The organism is Cupriavidus sp. PB-02, from assembly GCF_058252315.1.
This window is the reverse complement of record NZ_JBXPSX010000003.1, coordinates 1,022,125-1,040,170: the sequence shown is the minus strand read 5'-3', so window position 1 is coordinate 1,040,170 and position 18,046 is coordinate 1,022,125. Positions and strand designations below refer to the sequence as shown.

18 protein-coding genes and 3 pseudogenes are annotated in these 18,046 nt (G+C 60.0%); 14 read left to right on the top strand and 7 right to left on the bottom strand.

Translation table 11 applies throughout. The features are described from left to right. Positions 1 to 181 precede the first annotated feature (181 nt). Complete coding sequence (locus tag AC10V3_RS39410) at positions 182 to 967, bottom strand: fumarylacetoacetate hydrolase family protein (protein WP_349605325.1); 786 nt, start codon at positions 965 to 967, stop codon at positions 182 to 184. A gap of 202 nt (positions 968 to 1,169) precedes the next feature. On the opposite strand from AC10V3_RS39410, the gene AC10V3_RS39405 reads away from it, so the two are divergent. The 7 genes from AC10V3_RS39405 (at position 1,170) to AC10V3_RS39375 (ending at position 7,354) form a co-directional block, all read left to right on the top strand. Continuing rightward, positions 1,170 to 1,748 carry a cupin domain-containing protein gene (locus AC10V3_RS39405; protein ID WP_349605324.1) on the top strand — a complete coding sequence of 193 codons (579 nt, stop codon included), beginning with the start codon at positions 1,170 to 1,172 and terminating at the stop codon, positions 1,746 to 1,748. A gap of 94 nt (positions 1,749 to 1,842) precedes the next feature. Beyond that, positions 1,843 to 3,129, top strand: a complete 1,287-nt coding sequence (eno, locus tag AC10V3_RS39400; protein WP_349605322.1) for a phosphopyruvate hydratase — start codon at positions 1,843 to 1,845, stop codon at positions 3,127 to 3,129. A gap of 75 nt (positions 3,130 to 3,204) precedes the next feature. Beyond that, positions 3,205 to 3,783 carry an NAD(P)H-dependent oxidoreductase gene (locus AC10V3_RS39395; protein WP_349605320.1) on the top strand — a complete coding sequence of 193 codons (579 nt, stop codon included), beginning with the start codon at positions 3,205 to 3,207 and terminating at the stop codon, positions 3,781 to 3,783. 98 nt (positions 3,784 to 3,881) lie between these two features. Further along, positions 3,882 to 4,895, top strand: a complete 1,014-nt coding sequence (locus tag AC10V3_RS39390) for a VOC family protein (RefSeq protein ID WP_349605318.1) — start codon at positions 3,882 to 3,884, stop codon at positions 4,893 to 4,895. A 17-nt stretch (positions 4,896 to 4,912) separates the two neighbouring features. Then, the gene (locus AC10V3_RS39385) at positions 4,913 to 5,440 is read left to right on the top strand and encodes a carboxymuconolactone decarboxylase family protein (protein ID WP_454753693.1); all 528 of its coding nucleotides are present in this window, start codon (positions 4,913 to 4,915) and stop codon (positions 5,438 to 5,440) included. Between the two features lie 55 nt (positions 5,441 to 5,495). Further along, complete coding sequence (locus tag AC10V3_RS39380) at positions 5,496 to 6,605, top strand: alcohol dehydrogenase catalytic domain-containing protein (protein ID WP_114131462.1); 1,110 nt, start codon at positions 5,496 to 5,498, stop codon at positions 6,603 to 6,605. Positions 6,606 to 6,784: 179 nt separating this feature from the next. Next, positions 6,785 to 7,354 (top strand): cytochrome b, encoded by a 570-nt coding sequence (locus tag AC10V3_RS39375; RefSeq protein ID WP_349605314.1) that lies wholly within the window; start codon positions 6,785 to 6,787, stop codon positions 7,352 to 7,354. Here AC10V3_RS39375 and AC10V3_RS39370 read toward each other — a convergent pair. After that, positions 7,351 to 7,701 carry a hypothetical protein gene (locus AC10V3_RS39370; RefSeq protein WP_349605312.1) on the bottom strand — a complete coding sequence of 117 codons (351 nt, stop codon included), beginning with the start codon at positions 7,699 to 7,701 and terminating at the stop codon, positions 7,351 to 7,353. The genes AC10V3_RS39375 and AC10V3_RS39370 overlap by 4 nt on opposite strands. Before the next feature lie 40 nt (positions 7,702 to 7,741). On the opposite strand from AC10V3_RS39370, the gene AC10V3_RS39365 reads away from it, so the two are divergent. From AC10V3_RS39365 to AC10V3_RS39355, 3 genes and pseudogenes are all read left to right on the top strand, one after another. Continuing rightward, complete coding sequence (locus tag AC10V3_RS39365; protein ID WP_490924688.1) at positions 7,742 to 7,804, top strand: hypothetical protein; 63 nt, start codon at positions 7,742 to 7,744, stop codon at positions 7,802 to 7,804. 17 nt (positions 7,805 to 7,821) lie between these two features. Continuing rightward, the gene (locus AC10V3_RS39360) at positions 7,822 to 8,202 is read left to right on the top strand and encodes a hypothetical protein (RefSeq protein WP_349605310.1); all 381 of its coding nucleotides are present in this window, start codon (positions 7,822 to 7,824) and stop codon (positions 8,200 to 8,202) included. A gap of 27 nt (positions 8,203 to 8,229) precedes the next feature. After that, positions 8,230 to 8,606, top strand: a pseudogene (locus tag AC10V3_RS39355) (SDR family oxidoreductase); the annotation flags it as partial. A gap of 163 nt (positions 8,607 to 8,769) precedes the next feature. On the opposite strand, the gene AC10V3_RS39350 reads toward AC10V3_RS39355, so the two are convergent. The 4 genes from AC10V3_RS39350 to AC10V3_RS39335 form a co-directional block, all read right to left on the bottom strand. Then, positions 8,770 to 9,804, bottom strand: coding sequence for a phosphotransferase family protein (locus AC10V3_RS39350; RefSeq protein WP_349605308.1), 1,035 nt, complete (start codon positions 9,802 to 9,804; stop codon positions 8,770 to 8,772). A gap of 141 nt (positions 9,805 to 9,945) precedes the next feature. Continuing rightward, the gene (locus AC10V3_RS39345; RefSeq protein ID WP_349605306.1) at positions 9,946 to 10,920 is read right to left on the bottom strand and encodes a C-terminal binding protein; all 975 of its coding nucleotides are present in this window, start codon (positions 10,918 to 10,920) and stop codon (positions 9,946 to 9,948) included. 38 nt (positions 10,921 to 10,958) lie between these two features. Continuing rightward, a complete protein-coding gene (locus tag AC10V3_RS39340) occupies positions 10,959 to 11,981 on the bottom strand; it encodes a fumarylacetoacetate hydrolase family protein (protein WP_349605304.1) in 1,023 nt (340 codons plus the stop codon). A gap of 79 nt (positions 11,982 to 12,060) precedes the next feature. Further along, on the bottom strand, positions 12,061 to 13,350 hold the full coding sequence (locus AC10V3_RS39335) for an MFS transporter (RefSeq protein WP_349605303.1): 1,290 nt from the start codon (positions 13,348 to 13,350) through the stop codon (positions 12,061 to 12,063). Positions 13,351 to 13,552: 202 nt separating this feature from the next. On the opposite strand from AC10V3_RS39335, the pseudogene AC10V3_RS39330 reads away from it, so the two are divergent. Together AC10V3_RS39330 and AC10V3_RS39325 are read left to right on the top strand one after the other, a co-directional pair. Then, positions 13,553 to 13,819 (top strand): annotated as a pseudogene (locus AC10V3_RS39330) (adenine nucleotide alpha hydrolase family protein); the annotation flags it as partial. A 5-nt stretch (positions 13,820 to 13,824) separates the two neighbouring features. Beyond that, positions 13,825 to 13,974: pseudogene (locus tag AC10V3_RS39325) on the top strand (electron transfer flavoprotein subunit alpha/FixB family protein); the annotation flags it as partial. 307 nt (positions 13,975 to 14,281) lie between these two features. Here the strand turns inward: AC10V3_RS39325 and AC10V3_RS39320 are convergent. After that, positions 14,282 to 15,340 carry a LacI family DNA-binding transcriptional regulator gene (locus AC10V3_RS39320; RefSeq protein WP_349605301.1) on the bottom strand — a complete coding sequence of 353 codons (1,059 nt, stop codon included), beginning with the start codon at positions 15,338 to 15,340 and terminating at the stop codon, positions 14,282 to 14,284. A gap of 504 nt (positions 15,341 to 15,844) precedes the next feature. On the opposite strand from AC10V3_RS39320, the gene AC10V3_RS39315 reads away from it, so the two are divergent. Both AC10V3_RS39315 and AC10V3_RS39310 read left to right on the top strand, forming a co-directional pair. Continuing rightward, complete coding sequence (locus AC10V3_RS39315; protein WP_349605300.1) at positions 15,845 to 16,933, top strand: porin; 1,089 nt, start codon at positions 15,845 to 15,847, stop codon at positions 16,931 to 16,933. 257 nt (positions 16,934 to 17,190) lie between these two features. Next, positions 17,191 to 18,033 (top strand): transporter substrate-binding domain-containing protein, encoded by an 843-nt coding sequence (locus AC10V3_RS39310; RefSeq protein ID WP_349605299.1) that lies wholly within the window; start codon positions 17,191 to 17,193, stop codon positions 18,031 to 18,033. Positions 18,034 to 18,046: the final 13 nt, after the last annotated feature.

Here is an 18,046-nt window from a genome sequence, read left to right as displayed (position 1 = left end):
CCCCAGATCGTGGGACTGCCCGGCGCCCCTGACTGACCGCCAGCGATTCACGGTTGAGGAAGGGAACGCTTACTACGTACCTAATTCTCGATGGCGGATCCGGCAGGCCCCCCAAGGAGGCCGCCGCCGAACTGGCCGCCCTGCGGGCCGAGGCGCGGCACTTCACTACTGCCTTCAGTCTTCAGGGCTCTATGTCGGCTGCCGCGATGACGTTGTTGGAAAGAACGCCAATTCCTTCGATTTCCACGTCGATAGCGTCACCCACCTTGATGGGCCCGACGCCCGCCGGCGTGCCGGTCATGATGAGGTCGCCAGGGAGCAGCGTCATGTATTTGCTCAGGTAGGCGATGATCTGCGCCACGCTGAAGACTAGGTCTGCGGTGTTTCCGTCCTGCCGCACTTCACCGTTCACCCTGGTAATGATGTTCAGGTTCGACGGGTCAAGGTTAGTGGCAATGACGGGTCCAATTGGTGCAAAGGTGTCGTAACCCTTGCCAGCCAGGAGGCATCCAAACTCGCTTTCACGGCGCTGCAGGACGCGGTCGCTGACATCGTTACCGCAGGTGTAGCCCAGCACGCAGCTAAGAGCGTCCTGCTCCGACACATGGCGCGCTTGCTTGCCGATCACGACGGTGAGTTCGCCTTCAAAATGAATATTCTGGCCGTCCGACGGGTAGACGATCGAATCACCGGGGCCAATGACCGTGGTGCTGGGCTTCATGAAAAGCACCGGGATTGCGGGGCTGGCCTTGCCCACCTCCTGCGAATGCGCCCGATAGTTGTAGCCCAGACCGAAGACTCGCGGGCGCTCGATTGGCGTGAGCAGCCTGACGGTGCTGAGATCGTCAATGTGACCGGATGGCTGCAGGGTTTCCCAGGGGGCCGCTGCCAGCCGCTCAATTCTCCCCTCAGGCTTGCCAAGGCCGTAGTGAACAAGGCCGTCGGCCAGGTAACGGATGATCTTCATGATGCACACCATGTCAAAATTAGTGTGCTAACGTTAGCGTGCGACGGTCGTGATGTCAATTCGAGCTGCTGGTTGGTTCGACTTGACATCGCAATTTTGCCGACACATACTTATGCCAACGTTAGCATTGAATAGCACAGGCCGAGGACGGTTCGCCAATACGTTGGCGGGCACGTACCTGCAGTCGAAAACGGAGACAACGATGCAAAGCGAATCGCAAGAAATAGCGGGACTACCAGTCGAACTTCGGCGTGTTGTCACCGGTAACGGGGCGCATGGTGCTGCGGCTGTGGTCATGGACGCCGCTGCGCCGCGTTCCGAAGCATTCCGGCATATCCCCGGGATGGTGTCGCGTCTGGTGTGGGCGACATCGCGGTCTTCAACAGTGCCCTTCGATGGCACGGATCCGACAGTTGCGGTACGGAGCATTGTTCCCGCCGCTGGTGAGACACGTTTCCTCGTGGTCACTTTTCCGCCGGACAGCGTCTTCTCGTCGCCAGAATTTGATCCGGCGTTGGCGGCAGAAGAGAACGCAAGGATCAGCCCGGGCCTGGCAGAGCTCTTCGAGGCCGACGGCATGCACACGACGCCCACCATTGACTACGGCATTGTCCTTGACGGTGAAATCTGGCTTGAACTTGACAACGGCGACGTGACACACCTTCGCGAACATGACCTGATCGTACAGAACGGCACCCGCCACGCCTGGAGGAACAGAGGCCAGGTAGCGGCGAGTGTGGCCTTTGTGCTGGTCGGTGCGCAAAACGTCACCAACATCTAGCGTAACTGTGTTGCAAAGCGTGCCTTTGGGAAATGGCTGGTCCGCGTCAAATGCAATTTATTCAAACATTCGGTTCAATAACAGGAGTCTGCATATGACCGATACAACCATCACACGCGTCCATGGCCGTCGTGTTTGGGATTCCCGCGGCCGTCCGACTGTGGAAGCGGAGATAACGCTGGCATGCGGAGTGATCGGTCGCGCCATCGCGCCGGCTGGCGCGTCAACCGGCAGCGGGGAAGCGATGGACCTGCGTGACGGCGGTGTTTCCTTTGGCGGCCTCGACGTCGCCAACGCCGTTGCTTCCGTCAACGGCGACATTGCGAACCTGCTGACAGGCCGGGACGCTTCAAACCAGGCCGCGATCGACAAAGGCATGGTGGAACTTGACGGTACCCCGAACCGGGGACGGTTGGGTGGCAACGCGCTGGTCGCAACTTCGATGGCCGTGCTGCACGCAGCTGCGGCGGCTGCGGGGAAACCCATCTGGCACTACCTTGCTGGCGACCGGACGGTGCGCATTCCGCTGCCCGAAATCCAGATTTTTGGCGGTGGCGCCCATGCGGCGCGACGCGTTGACGTTCAGGACTTCATGGTGATGTGTCCGGGCGCGAGCAGTTTCAGCGAGGCCCTGGACTGGACCGCCGAAATCTATCGCGCGGCGGGGGCACTGATGAAGAAGGCCGGCAAGTTGCAGGGCGTCGCCGACGAAGGAGGCTACTGGCCCACGTTTGATTGCAACGAAGAGGCGCTTGACGCGTTGCTCGCTGCAATCAGCGACACGGGCTTGCACCTTGGCACGCAGGTCGGCATTTCGCTGGATATCGCGGCCTCGGAGTTCGGCCGCAATGGCAGCTACAGGCTTGCGCTGGACGGGCGCACCCTCGACACGGAGGGGATGGTCAGGATGCTTGGCGGCTGGCTGGCGAACTATCCGATCCTCTCGATCGAGGATCCATTGGCGGAAGACGATCCGGCTGGCTTCGGCATTTTCACGAAGGAGTATGGCCACCGGTGCCAGATTATCGGCGATGACTACCTTGTCACCAATGCACAGCGCGTCGCAAGCGCGGCGGTGGCCGGCCATACCAACGCAGTGCTGATCAAGCCTAACCAGGCCGGCACCATCACCGAAGCACATGATGCGCTGGTTGCGGGCAAGGAGGCCGGATTCGGCACGATTGTGTCCGCGCGCTCCGGCGAAACCGAGGATGTGACCATTGCTCACCTGAGTGTCGGCTGGGACGCTGGCCAGCTCAAGGTGGGTTCGTTCTCACGCTCCGAGCGCACGGCGAAATGGAACGAGGTACTGAGAATCGAGGAGTGGCTTGGCAAGCAGGCGGTCTTCAGTGGCTGGGGCGCGCTGCCGTTTCAGCTCTGACACGGGACTGCGTCGTCGGCACAGGAACCCCTAACCAGTCCCCATTGTTTCGCTGTTCAAGAGAGGTGGTCTTCAATGCCAGATCTTATGCTGTTGGGTATATCAGGAAGCATGCGTCGGGAGTCAAACAATACCGCCCTGCTTAGAACGCTGCAGATGTCGATGCCAGCCGGCATCGGATTGTCTGTCATCACACTGGACGATATTCCGCTCTATAACCAGGACGTGGAGCTTTGCGGCGTGCCGCCAGGCGTTCAGCAATTAAAGTCTGCGATCGAGGCGAGCGATGGAATCATATTGTGCTCGCCGGAGTACAACTGCGGAATGCCTGGTGTGCTGAAAAACGCCCTTGACTGGGTGTCGCGCCCCGCACTGACTTCGCCGCTGAAGGGCAAACCAGTGCTAATCGTGACCAGCTCCCCGGCCTTTACCGGTGGCGTACGGGCACAGGCCCAACTGAGAGAGACGCTCTCCGGCATGCTCGCGCGCGTCATTGCCTGGCCACAGGTGGTCATCGCCGGCGTTCAAAGCAAGGTCCAGGAGGGCAGGCTTGTCGATGAGGCAAGCGTGAAATTCCTGCTGGATGCTGTTGGTGGCCTGGCTGCGGAAATCGCGTTGTTGCCACGCAACCCATCCGCGACCGCGCCGACTTAAACATCCCCTGCAGCTCCTATTGATCTTTGCCTACTTCTGTCCTAATTTATGCGAACGTTAGCGCGCACTGTTGAATATTCCCCCAAGACGAGGTTCATATGCTGCCACCCGTAAATCTTCGCCCGCCATTCAACATCACCCGGACCAGCCATGTCGTCCTGCATGTCGCGGACCTGGCGAAGAGCCGCCAGTTTTACGTCGATATCGTGGGTCTCGTTGTTTCTGACGAGGACGACCAGGTCTGCTATCTGCGCGGATTGGCAGAGGCCTGTCATCACAGCCTGGTCCTTGTACAGACCCAGGGCGAGGCGACCTGCAAGCGATTGGGCTTTCGGGTGTTCTTCGAGGAAGACCTGGATCTTGCCTATCAGTTCTTCCAGGACGAGGGGTTGCCAGCGGAGTGGGCCGAAGTTGCGTATCAGGGCCGCACGCTCCATGTCACGGACCCGATCGGCACGAAGATTGAACTCTGCGCAACGATGGAAACGCGCGAGCGCCAATACCTGAACCGTGAAATCTTCAAAGGGGCGCACGCCCAGCGACTCGATCACTTCCAGATATTCGCGCCCGACACCTATGCTCTGTGTGCGTTCTACAGCCGGCTCGGTTTCCGGAACTCGGAATACCTCGCGCATGGTGACAAGTTGCTTGGCGCGTTCATGTACCGCAAGGGCACGTGCCTTGACCTGGCAATTGTGCAGAACGAAGGGCCGAAGTTGCATCACTTCGCCTATACCGTCTCCGAGTCGCACAACATCTTCGACGCGTGTGATTTTGCCGGAATTTACGGGTACGGCACTGAGGTCGAACGCGGCCCAGGTCGTCACGGCCCGGGCGGAATGCTCTTTGTCTATCTACGCGATCCCGATGGGCACCGCGTAGAGCTGTTCAACAGTCACTACCAGACGATCGACACCGAGATTGAACCGGTGCGGTGGGATGCGGCCACGCTTAGTACGAACGTGCGCTGGGGCCTTCCGGCACCGGAACGGTGGTACTTCGAGGCCACCAGCTTCGAGGAGACATCGCTGATTCCTCCGGTAGAAAAACCAAAACCCGAGACGCTCGAAAGCTACGTGCAGAAGCAGCTATCGGCAAAAAATCAGGCATAGAAAGAGGATTTCCAACCATGTCACGAGTCAAATACCTTGATCGTTCGGACTGCACTGATGCCGCCATCTTTGACAGGCTCGAACGTGAGCGAAAAGTCCCTACCGCCAACATCTTCAGAGCACTGGCGAATGTGCCTGAAATCCTGGGTCAGTTCCTGTCTTATGCAAACGCGCTGCGCGCCTCGGAGCTGAGCCCCAAACTTCGCGAGCTTGCAATTCTCACGGTCGGGCATTGCACCGGCTCGGAGTATGAGATCGCACACCATCAGTCGCACGGGCTGAAAGCGGGGATCAGCGAAGCGCAGCTGAAGGCAATCCCAGAATTCAAGACGTCCCCGCTCTTTGACGAATGCGAGCGTGCCGTGATGAAGTTCGCCGAAGAGTCCACGCAAAAGGTGAACGTCAGCGCGCAGACCTGGGGCGCGGCAGCCGAGTTCCTTCCGGAACGCCAGCTGGTCGAACTGGTGCTCACCATTGCCTGGTACAACTCGGGCGTCCGCATCATGGGTGCGCTGGACATCGAACTGGAAGAGGGCTATCGCTAATACGCCCTGCGAAACCCGGTCTAGTTCGAATTGATTTAACTGCAAAAGGTACTGTATGGAAAAGACAATGGTTGCAGCCAGGCTGCATGCCCTTGGTACGCCGATGACGCTTGACACGATTCCTGTGCCGAAGCCCCGCCCGACCGATGTGCTGGTGCGCGTGAAAGCGTGCGGCATCGTGCCGAATATGGCGAATGTGATCAATAACTGGATGACATGGTTTCCGCACCAGCCGTTGCCGAAATTTCCGGCCATTTTTGGGCTGGATCCGGCGGGCGTGATCGAAGAAGTCGGTGAAGCCGTGATCAATGCGAAGCCGGGCGACCGGGTCTATGTCAGCCCGTTGCGCTCGTGCGGTTCGTGCTCGGCCTGCAAGGCAGGGCACCGCAGTCTTTGCCGGTATTACACGCTCAACGGCTATTTCAGCACCAGCCGTGATGGCCAGAAGATCTTCGACTTGTACCCGTATGGTGGCTTCTCGGAGTATATGACCGCACCTGAGTACGCGATCGTCAATATTCCCGACAATCTGCCTTTCGAGCGGGCCGGCAGGTTCGGCTACCTGGGAACATCCTACGGGGCATTGAAGAACGCGGGCGCGGGGCCGGGCCAGGTCGCGCTGATCGACGGCATTACCGGAACGCTTGGGGTAGCGGCGACGGTTCTTGGCCTCGCGATGGGTCTTTCCCGGATTATTGGAACTGGCCGGGATGAGCGGCTCCTGCAGCGCGTGAAGGCGCTTGCCCCGGACCGGATCGAGGTCATCCGTCTCGGCGAAAAATCGACCGGAGAGTGGGCACGCTCGCTGACTGGTGGCGAGGGCGCCGATTTCGTGATCAGTGCGCTGGGCGCAAAGGCGCCCGCATCGACGATGCTCGACTCGATGAAGGGTGTGCGACGTGGCGGCAAGGTGGTCAATGTCGGCGGCGTCGCAGAGAACCTTCCGGTCGATGTCAAGTGGCTGATGGACGAGCAGGTCCAGTTGATCGGCTCGAACTGGTTCACGACTGCGCAAGGACAGGAGATGGCGGAGATGGTGCGCACGGGAACTATTGACCTGTCGTATCTGGAAAACCGCTGCTTCCCACTCGCTGACGTCAATGAGGCGATTTCCGGACTCAAGGACCGCGACGGCGGGTTCAGCAACTACGTCGTGATCCCCTAGTAGGAGTAGGGCCCTCCTGCTGAAGGCCTTCTTTTTGCGTTCAGCAGGAGTTCAAATCCGTCAGACAGAAAGATAAGAAGCCGGCGGGGAGAAGGGCGCGGACAGAATCGATGAAGTTCAGGGATCGAAGCCCGGCATCGCTGGCGCTTCGCACCATCTACGATCAGAGGAGACAAGAAATGGAGAAAACCAACTATACGACCATGGCCAAGCTACTGCATTGGTCAATGGCGGCGCTGATTCTCGTCGCTTGGGTAATTGGCTACTACTCAAGCCTGCTCACCTTGAAAGAAAAAATCCAGACGGACAGTATCATGATCCATAAGTCTGTCGCGAGTGTGACGCTCTTTCTCATTGCCATTCGGATCATCTGGCGTCTCACACACCCGGCTCCTGCGGCGCCGGACGGGATGTCGAGTCTGGAACGAAGCGCGGCGAAGATCGGCCATTTTCTGCTCTATGCGTGCATGGTCGCACTTCCTCTTTCGGGATGGCTATGGAGTTCCGCTGCGGGTTACAAGATTCCGGTGGCCGAGATCTTTTTCCTGCCACCGCTTATCGACAAGAACCCGGCACTGACCGCGACACTTAGCGGGGTGCACAAAGTCCTAGCCTACATGATACTGGCGCTGATTTGCGGTCACGTGATGATGGCGCTGAAGCATCATTTCATCAATCGAGATGCATTGCTCTTATCGATGCTCCCGAGGAAGAACCGGACGCCGCATCCTTCACGGTCGATTACCTAGTCGCGGCGCAGGTTATCGCTGTAGAGTGCGGCTGCGAGCGTTGGGGCAGCCTGGGCGCTGTGGATTCCTGCCAGGCCGGCGGCAACCTGGCGACCAATCCAGGCGGTGGCAACGTAGCGCACTTCGGCATGGCACGCGAACTGGTATTGGGTCCCGTAGCGATCCTGCCATCGGGCGCGGTCTACTACGACCTGTGCACGCTGCGAGAACCTGTAGCGCCCGGCCGGTGCACCGGACGACTGGGCCGCCCGTAACGGCGCCTCGCTCACCGACGCAGTGCTGGAGCAGGTGATGCAGTTCGGCTGCAGCATCAGCGCCCAGCACGGGATCGGGTAATCAAGGGTCACGCGTTGCAATCAGTACAAGGGCCCGCTGGATCTGCGGCTGATGCAAGCGGCGAAGGCCGTCTTCGATCCCGCCGCCATTGTGTGTCCCGACAAGCAGCTCTGAGCCATTGCGAGAACGTCATGAACAAAGCTGCGGTTGGCGTGCCGGGCCGGCGGGCAACCCTACGCAACCACTCACCTTCGGAACTGCTGAGCTGCATTCGGGCGCTGGCGGGCTCGCTGCGCAACGTTGCTGGCTGCCCCCGCCAGCACGTCATCGCGTTGATCAACGGTGCGATGGCCGCCGCCTCGCCGCGCGAGGTCGCCGTGGTGCTTGGCGCGGCGGCCGAACTGGGCATTTATCCGGATACGGCTTCGCTCGATCGCTGCCATGATTTGGTGCAATGCACCGATGAGGTGGCCGTACGCGCTGTCGTGTGGGTAGTGCGCCACCGGCTGGCGCGCCAGCGGTCTCATGGCCGCGGTTCGCAGCAAGCACGGACCCGCAACACCAGTCAATGAACCTGTCAATGAACGAGGCAGAAATTTTTGATGCGGCGCCAATCCCCGCAGGGCGGGCGAATAATCAACAATGGCTCGATCACAGCGCATGCGCCACGTCCGTTCTCATCGCCTTACACACCCAGCAAGCGCGCGCTACTGGGCCTGACCAAAAGCATTGCGCTAAATGGCCGCGCCTTCACCATCGTCTGCACCCCGATCGACATCGGCAATGCCCTGACTTAGCTGGGGGCACGAATGCAGAAGGGCGTGCTGCAAGCCAATGGCACGGAGGAGTCTGAGCAGATGGTCGACGCTCGCCAGGTCTACGATGCGGTGGTCTACATTGCTGACCTCCTCTTTCCGCCAACGCCCTGAGTGTGACGTTGATAGCAAGCAAGATGCCTTTCCTCGGCCGCGGCTGAGGCGGGCCGCTACCGCATGCGGTGATGATCTTATGAACGCGTTTTTTTCCCTCGCGCCAGGTTTTCACGCGTCAGACTAACTGGAGGGGCTGCCTCCTGCGCGAACGCAGGAGGCGAGGGCGGAGCGGCAGATCCCGCTCCTGGGCGCTAGCCCGCCGATTCATCAGCCGCGTGCCAGCGCAACGCGCCAACCGTCGGCGACTTCCATCAACCTGGATACCGGCTGGCGCAAGAAGCCAAAGGCCACCGAGCGTACCAGTTCCTTGTGCTTTTCCTGGATAAGGTATTCGACGGGTGATTTGCCGTCGACACGCGCCAACAGCAGCGCGGGCAGCAGGCTGGCCGCGCGTGCTTCCAGCCTGTCGGCTGGCTCCCAGCTGACTTGTTGAAGATACTGCCTGGCCAATGTTTCGAAGCACTTGACTAATGCATCACGTCCATCCGATTGCACCACGCACTTCAGCAGCAGGTGATTGAGACAGAAGGCGAGATCGAACGCGGGATCCCCGTACCATGCGCATTCGGCGTCGAGAAACACAGGGCCTTTGGGGCCGACCAGGATGTTCTTCGGACTGACATCGCCATGAACCAGGGCAAGGCGCGTGTCGCGAGTGCGTTGGGCAATCTCCACCAGTACATCTGCGACGTGGGGGTTTCGTGCTGCTGTTGCAAGAAGGTAGGGTTCGAGCCGAAGCGCATGAAAGTTCTCTGCCGAATCGAACTTTGCCGCGAGATCCGGTTTCGCCGCGCTGGCGGCGTGCAGCTTGCCGAGGACACGACCGACATCATCTGCTACGGACGATTCGATATGGCCTGCCATCAGCTGTGCCTTCCAGACGGGGTACATTTCAAGCGGAAGGAACGACATCGCGAAGAGTCCTGCCTTGGCGTCGCGAGCGATGGGCCGCGGAACATTGTCGGGGACGTGCTCCGAGGCAAACTGCAACCATGCCCACTCATAGGCATTGCGTGTCAAGGGGGCCTCCCAGTCTGCAGCCACCTTGAGTTTGCCCAGTGCACGCTTGACGGCAAGAGTACGGCCGGGCAGCTCGACTTTCCAGATATCGGATGACACACCTCCGGTCAGGCGGCTGAAGGACGCTTCCTCATTGGCGGACATGAGGCCCTGAGAAGCCAGAAAGGACATTAGGAGCGTCTGCTCGACGTCAAAGGATGGAAATGTTTCGGAGATCGTCATGTCGCCTTAGCGGTTGAAGTCAGTGGCATTGCAGCGGACGGCGCCTTGCGAGGCATCGCGCGCATTGGGCCGGCAGGGCAAGCAGCAATGCTGAGATGGCCCCGCGTAGTAAGTGAAACGAACCGGTTTTGTCGAAATTCATCACCGGTGCGCGTGCTGCCGGGGATCGTTGCGTGGCTGCTCTGGCGCGGACCCTTGCAGCACGCGGACCACTTCCTCGGCTGCACGTCGCCGCAGTTCCGTCAGCGATGCGTCTGATGAGAACGCAACGTGCGGGGTCAGCATCGCGCCTGCGCAAGACAAGAGCGCCTGCGGCACCGCCGGCTCAGTCTCGAGCACATCCAGCGCGGCGCCAGAGAGCTGCCCCGTCTGGAGCGCTTCGACCACAGCGTCAGTATCTACGATAGCTCCGCGGCTGACGTTGATGAGCAGGCTATCCTGCTTCATCAGCGCAAGGCTCGACCGATTGATCAGGTGATAGGTCGACTCGGTCAACGGCACATGGACGATCACGATGTCGCTTTCCGCCATCAGATCTTCAAAGCCAACAAACTGGACGTGTCCGGCGTCGGCTGGGGGATACAGCGTATGGGCAAGGACGCGGCAGCCAAAGGCATTCAGCTTCATCGCCGTGGCGTGGCCGATGCGGCCGTAACCAATGATCCCGCATGTCATGTTCGCGAGCCGTTTGAGGTTTGCGCTCGCCGGGTTCCAGCGCCCGGATCGGACCTCGCGGTCAAAACCGATGAGCCCACGCGTCCATGCCAGCGCAAAGGCGACGGCATGGTCCGAGACTTCGGCGACGCAGTAGTCCGGTACGTTGGTGACCCAGACGCCGTGCTCTGTTGCTGCAGCAACCGCGATGTTGTCGAGTCCCACCCCGAGCCGCGCTACGACCTTGAGTCTTGAGCTTGCGTGAATCGCCGCGGCCGACACCGGCGCCCAGCAGGTCATGATCGCATCCGGTTGATGCTGCTCGACGAGTGCATCGATGGCGGCTTCCGGCGCGGGGGATGCCGGTCCGGTGACCAGCCTGAAGCCGGCAGATTCAATGACGCGACGCTCGACCGAGTCGTCCGGCCAGGCATAGTCCGTCAGCAATACGATAGCAGACATGATTTTCCCTTCGCTCCCTTGGTGGCAAACAGGTGGCCTCAATCGGGCCGTGTACACAAAACGCGTTGAGCGCCCAGACCGTCTACACCTGCCTGGACGACGTCCCCGGCGCGCAGATACCGACCGTGGTGACTGCCGATTCCCGCCGGTGTCCCGGTGCAGATGAGGTCACCTGGTTGCAGCGGAGCCTGCGTCGACAGGTAGGCGATCTGCTCGGCAATGCTGAAAACCATGTCGTTGGCCATGCCGTCCTGCATCAAGTCACCGTTGAGGCGCAGCCACGGGCGCAGTGCCGATGGATCTTCAATCTCCCACACTGGCACCAGCCACGGTCCGGTCGGCAACCAGCCCTTGCGGGACTTGGACTGCAACCAGTCAGCGCCAAGCATCGGCAGGTCCAGGCGAAAGACGCTGTCACGCAGCGTAATATCATTCACCACGCAGTAGCCTGCGACATAGTCGAACGCGCTTGCTACATCGATATGCTGCGCATGACGACCGATAACGATCCCGATCTCTACTTCCCAGTCAAGCGTGGCCATATCAGCCTTGACCGGCAGCTCATCGTACGGGCCGGATACGCAAGCCGCTCCTTTCAGGCAGATATAGGGTTTACCATCGCTGCGCCGGATTTCAATGGATTGGAGCACCGCATCGCGTCGGGCATGTGCTTGCGGCCCTTGCGGCCCATCTGCCGCATCCAGGGCAGATTCCACAAGCTGGCTGCGATAGTTCGCGATCGTGCAATAGACCTGGCGAGGGGCAACCGGCTGATTCAGTCTGAGGGTGGCGATATCCGCGCCATGTTCGATGATGGCTTCCTGTGCCGCCCGGGCGCTGGTCAGCGTTCGGAGGATCTCCGAGTTTGTGACCCAGTCGTCGAGAAAGGCCATCATTGAACCGGTTCCGCGCAGACCGGTGGACTGCCAGTAGGTCAGCGCCAGTGCCCGGTTCTCGAACAACAAGGCAGGGAACGGGGTGCAGGCAGCAGCGGAGATATTTACCAGTACAGGGTGCATGACGGTCTTGACAAAATGTGGTGGTCGACGGATCTCGCTCACTGATAGTTTGGACCACCACTGCCTTCGGGGTTGGTCCAGACAATGTGCATCGGATCCAACTCAGCTGGACAAGGAAGTTTCAGGGAAGAGAGCGTTCCTGATTGGGGGTGATGCTGACGAGGACGTCTTCGGTTGCATGGCTGGCGGCGACACCTGATGCGCGGCGGCGTGGGGCGGTCTCGACGAGAAGTACAGCGATCGCGGCGCCAGCGATGAGGCTGTAAAGGGCGAAATCGAGGGTACGGGCGAGACCGAAATGCTGCGCCACGAATCCGGCAATGACTGGCGCGACGCCGCCGCCGAAGATTTCGCCCACGCCTGAAACGAGTCCGATGGTGGAAGCGACGAGGCCGGGAGGCGCAGCTTCGGTTGCCACCGGGCCGCTGAGCAGGCTGAGCAAGCCGATCGCGAAGAAGGCCACGCCGAACAGGAGGGCAAACAGCAGTTTGGGATTGGATCCGGTGCACGAGAAGAAGTACAGCAGCACGGCAGCGGCGGCGAAGGCGATCAGGGCCGTGGGCCGGCGGCCGATGTAGTCGGAGATACCCGCCAGGCAAAACGAGCCGAAGAAGCCGCCAAAGCCGACGGCCGAGGCGACAAATCCCATGCTCTGCGTATCGAGGTGCAGTACGGTAACCAGATAGGTGGGTACCATCGCCCCGATGACGAAAATGCCGCTCATGGCGCACAGGATAGCGGCGGTTGCGACAATGACATTGCGGCGGACCAGTAGTTCGGTCCAGCGCGGCTTGCCTGCGTGGTCTGCGGCCGCTGCGGGCGCGGCGGCGCTGCGGTCATGAATGCAGCGCCAGATGAGGGCGGCGATGATCAGGCCCGGTACCGCGGAGATGGTGAATACCCAGTGCCAGGAGGGCACGACCTGCAACAGCTGCGTGGCCACGATGGGGGCGAGGCCGAGGCCCATCAGCGGCATCATGCTCAGTTGGAGTCCCAGGTTCAGTCCGCGCCGGGCTGGCAGCGAAGCTTCGCTGTTGGCGGCGAGGCTCGCGGGGGTAAAGGTACCCTCGGCCACCCCCATCGCGGCGCGCAGCAGTATCAGGCTCATGAAGCCGGAGGCAAAGCCGGACAGGCAAGAAAGCAATGAGAAGGCAACCATCGTGACCACGAGGATCTTCCGTCTGCCGATCCGGTCCGAGAGCGGGCCCATGGCAATAGACCACAGTCCCCAAGCGACGCCGAGTACTCCGATCATGCTGCCCAGCTGCGAAAAATTCAGGCCCAGTTCGCGCATCATGTGCGGAAAAAGCGGTGCCATCAGCCAACGGTCAAACCCTACCAGCCCGAAGCTGAGGCCCAGCAGTACGAGCGTCCTGCGCTCATAGCCGGCATCGTGGTGGAAAGCAGTCATGAGTGTCTCCTCTCATTGCGGTTATGTAGTCTTAAATGCAGCCGTGCCCCGCCGCGCATGGGTGTGGTACTTTCTACTCATGTGCGAACGTTAGCATTCGCGATAGTGTAGGTGCTGTGTCCCGCGGCAGTCAACCTCCAATGGTGGTTCCGGAAGGTGCTGTACTGCAATATTTTGATGCTATCGTTAGCGCAATGGAGGGGCGGCCACGCTTAATGCGGTGGCTGCGGCGCAGAAGCTTGGTGGCGACGTTCCGGTATTGATCGCTGGTCACGACGTGAAGGGTGCGGTCGAAGTGGCTGCGAAAGTTGGCGGCGTGGCAAAGGTGCTGGCGGAGAACGTCGAAGCAATGGTGCTGCGTATCGCGAAGGACTATTCGCACATCCTCGCTGCGGCAACTGCCCGCGGCAGGAACATGGCGCCGCGCATCGCGGCGAAGCTGGACGTTGCCCAGAGCAGCGACATTACCCGCGGGCCATACAGCATCTGGCCGGCATGAAAGACTCGAAGGTCATCGTCGCGATCAACAAGGACACGGATGCGTTGATTTTCAGCGGCGCGGTTTACGGGCTGGTGGCTGACCGGTTCAGTGCGGTGCCCGAGCTGCTAGATCAGTTGCCCTAAAGTGGCATGAAAGCCTCGGGCGCACTTGGTAATGCAGTTCAGTTAACCATCGTCGTTCCCGCGAAGGCGGGAAGCCAGTGACTTTATCCCCCTACGGGGACGTGAAAGACGCTGGATTGCACGCTACGCTCGCCCTACGGGCCGTCCTGCGGACGTCCAATGCAAACGTGCTTTGTCCCCGCCTGCGCGGGAATGCCGGTGGGGCTTGATACCTTGACTGAACGGCATTTGGGCGCGTGGGCCTTTCAGGGGTGGCGCGCCATCGTGTTCGATGCTTGCGCTGAGACCGACGCTCCCCTCGGCTGTTTCAACCAGCATCAACCGTGCGGCGGCGCGGCGACGCGACCCGCCGGCCTGACGCGGGGGCGAGTTGCCTCGTGCTGCCACGAACGATGAGTGTTGCGGGAGAAATGGAAGTGTAGGGCGCGGACGTGATTGCGTTGTCCTTGATTTGATGCACGAACCAGAGACCACACGCCGTTGCCAGGTCATAGACGGGAAGCCCGACCGTAGTCAATCCTGGGCCCCACCAGCGGAAGCCGATCTCGTCGCCGAATCCGACGACGGAAAGGTCGTCGGGCACCCGGATCCCTTGCGTCATCAGCTCCTCGAGTACGCCTTGCGTGGTTTGCACCGAGCCAGCAACAATGGCTGTTGGCGGGGTCGGCAGCGACAGCAGACGACGCGTGGCCTCCCGGCCAATGTCGATCGAACCGGGCGCAACGAGTTGCACCAAGGCAGGATTGACATTCTCACGGCGTGGCAGCGCCTGATGGAACCCCTTCAGGCGCGCTGAGCCTGTCGGCAGTTCATCCGTGGCACCGATGTATCCGATGCGATGGTGACCGAGCTGGACGAGATGGCTGGTTGCTTCAAATATTGCCTGTGTGTCGTCAATCCCGAACCACTGTTCGCCGAGCGACGCATGCCGGCGCAGCAACTGGATGTGCGGCAACATTTTCAGCAGCTTGACGGAATCGGGATGGGGTCTCGCTGTCGGCACAATAATGATGCCTGCAACGTTTGCACTCGTGAGTTCACGGATGTGATGCAACTCGACCAGGCGGTCGTCATCGGTTTCGGAGAGCGTAAGCTGAAAGCCACCGCGTTGCAGGCACTTTGACAGTGCGTGGGCAACCGTCGAATAGAAACCATTGCGAATGTCCGGCAGGACAAAGCCGACAAGGTTGCTGGACACCCCTCGCATCATCCGCGCGGCAAGGTTTGCCACGTAGCCCATCTCATTGGCGACCTCAGTCACCTTCTGCTTGGTAGCTTCACTGATTCGCGAATCATCAGCGAGTGCGCGACCTACCGTCGAGGGAGATACCTTGAGGCGAGCGGCGATGTCTTTGATTGTGACCATGAAAGTTGTGGCGCGGCAGTTTTGTATAACGATAGCACGCTCGTGGCACTGCGCAAAGCGCATGGCGCGCACAACAGGCCTGGAGAAGAGATGTCCTCGGCCAGTGTCAAGGCATCCTCAATTGCGCGTCGAGCGGCGGAAAAGGTAGACATGTAGCCCGCCACGATACCGTCAGAGGTGCCATTTCAAGGGCCTATGTGCTAACGCTAGCACAATCAATGCCGCATAGAGTGCCTGATTCCACGGGGTCATTGCGACTCAGTCTTTGACTTTCCCATTTCGTTGGGCTAACGTTAGCACAAATCTGACGCGAACTCGGCCATCTGGATGCGCAGCGCTGCATGCACCCGGAGGCCGTCCCGTGGCGATGGGACTTGCGGGGCCAGGGTAGGGATGAGGCGTGGATCTTTATTGCCTCTGAAGGGGCAAGGAGGCCGGATAAATACGAGACGTGGATTGCATGAAATTGCAAGGCAAAAAATAAACTCGAAGGAGTGAGACAAATTGAAAAATTGGAAATCTGTATTCCTGGCAGGAGCGATCTTCCCGGCGTCTGCCTTCGCCCAATCTGTCACCTTGTATGGCGTGATTGACAGCGGCATCGAATATGTGAGCAATGTGGGTACCAGCAAGGACAATCTGTTCCGCGTTCCGTCAAATACCGGCACAACCCCGTCGCGATGGGGGATGCGAGGAACCGAAGATCTTGGGGGCGGTCTCAAGAGCGTTTTTGTCCTCGAATCCGGCTTTGCGCCAGATGCCGGAAGTTCCGGCCAGGGTGGACGCCTGTTTGGCCGACAAGCGCTGGTTGGTCTATCCGGGCCTTGGGGGCAAGTCGCGTTCGGACGGCAGTACTCCATGATCTTTTGGGGCACTCTGGATACGGATACCCTGGGTGCAAACATTTACGGATCAGGCGCTCTCGACCCATACCTTTCGAATCCCAGGGTTGACAACGCCATTTCCTACAAAGGGAAATTCGGCGGATTGACAGTCGGCGGGACTTACAGCTTCGGACGTGATAGCGCGGTGGTTCCCGGTGCAACCAGCGCCAACTGCGCTGGAGAGAACCCTTCCGACACGAGGGCATGCCAGCAATGGTCCGCTCTACTTCTCTACGAACAAACATCCTGGGGAATTTCGGCGGCGTACGATGTCATGCGGGGCGGCACCGGTGCACCAAATGGACTGACCCGCAGCAGTATTGCGGATAAGCGACTGGCATTGGGTGCCTACGCTTTGTTGGGTAATGCCAAGCTCGGCACCGGGGTTATACTCCGGAATAATGGTGGCAGTTCAACGCCGAGAAGCAATCTCTGGTATACGGGGGCCGCTTACGATATTACCCCAGCCATCACGCTGTCAGGGGAAGTGTATTATCTCGACTATCGCAACAGCGATAATCACGCCTTCCTCTATACGGTGCGAGGGGCGTACAATTTTTCCAAAAGAACGTCCGTCTATGCCACTATCGGGCATATCAATAACAGTGGCCAGCTTGCCCAATCGGTAAGTGTGGGAGCCCCCGGCTCAAATCCGGCGCCTGGTGGTTCGCAGTTTGGCACGATGATTGGAATCCGGCATACCTTTTGATCACAAGCAAAGGCTCCGGCTTCTGGGGCCACCGGCCATCCGATTGAGCGAAGAGGGATGAACTCTTGTCGAAACACAGAGTGCATCCCGGAGGCTCGGGGCTCAGGCTTTGGCCGACAAGCGTGGATAGCGACTGCCCGGTATCAAGTCGCTCCCATTCCTTTGCCGCGCTTGCGGAATGCCGTGGCGCGGAAGGATTGCCCCTGGTAGAAAAGAATGGCTGCCAGATCGTTGCATTTCCCTTGGACAACACGTCAATGACGCAACATTCCGACTCGACCGACAAGTTTTCACTTTGGAGCTCGAAGGCGCTCCGGCGCTTGCGTGCGCTGCTGGTTTTGGTAGCAATACCAACCGGCGACGCCACCGCAGCCGAGGCCGCGCTCGCGCCAACAGGGACCCTGAGAGCCGCCTACATAGTCGCGAACGTAGCCCAGGCGCGACACGATCCTGTCACTGGTACCTTCACCGGTGTGGTCGCGGACATAACCCGCGAATTGGGACGCAAGACTAACGTAGCCGTGACGATCATGCCGCTTCCTACTGCTGCATCAGTGTTGGAGGCAGTTAAAAATGGCAGCGCCGATATCGGATTTGTGGCGCCGAATCCTGATCGTTCCGGTGTTCTCTTTTCGCAAACGTATGTGCTGGTACAGCAGAGCGCATTGGTCCGGGCAGATTCGCCGCTTGTCTCAGTCAAAGACCTCGACCGGCCCGGCCGGACGATTGGGGTGAACACCGATGATACGGTAGGCGTCTGGTTGCAGCAGCATTTGAACTTTGCCAAGGTGCGCGCCACATCGGACTATACAATGCAGGAGCCTTTCCACTGGCTCCGTGAGGGAATCGTTGACGCTTTCGCCGGCGGTCGCCAACGTCTCGCATCCCGTGCAGGCAATGAGCCGCAACTGCGCATGTTGCCCGACAACTTGTACGGTGTAGCGCAGAGTATTGCGGTCCCCTCGAATCGGCCGGAGCGGTTGGCGTTGATCAACACGGCCCTTGATGCAATGCGTGAGGACGGATTCCTTGCCGATTCAGTGAGGCGAAGTGGCATCGATGGCCTTGCGGTTGCACCCGCGGAGATGTCGAGGCCTTGAAAGTTGGCTCCAG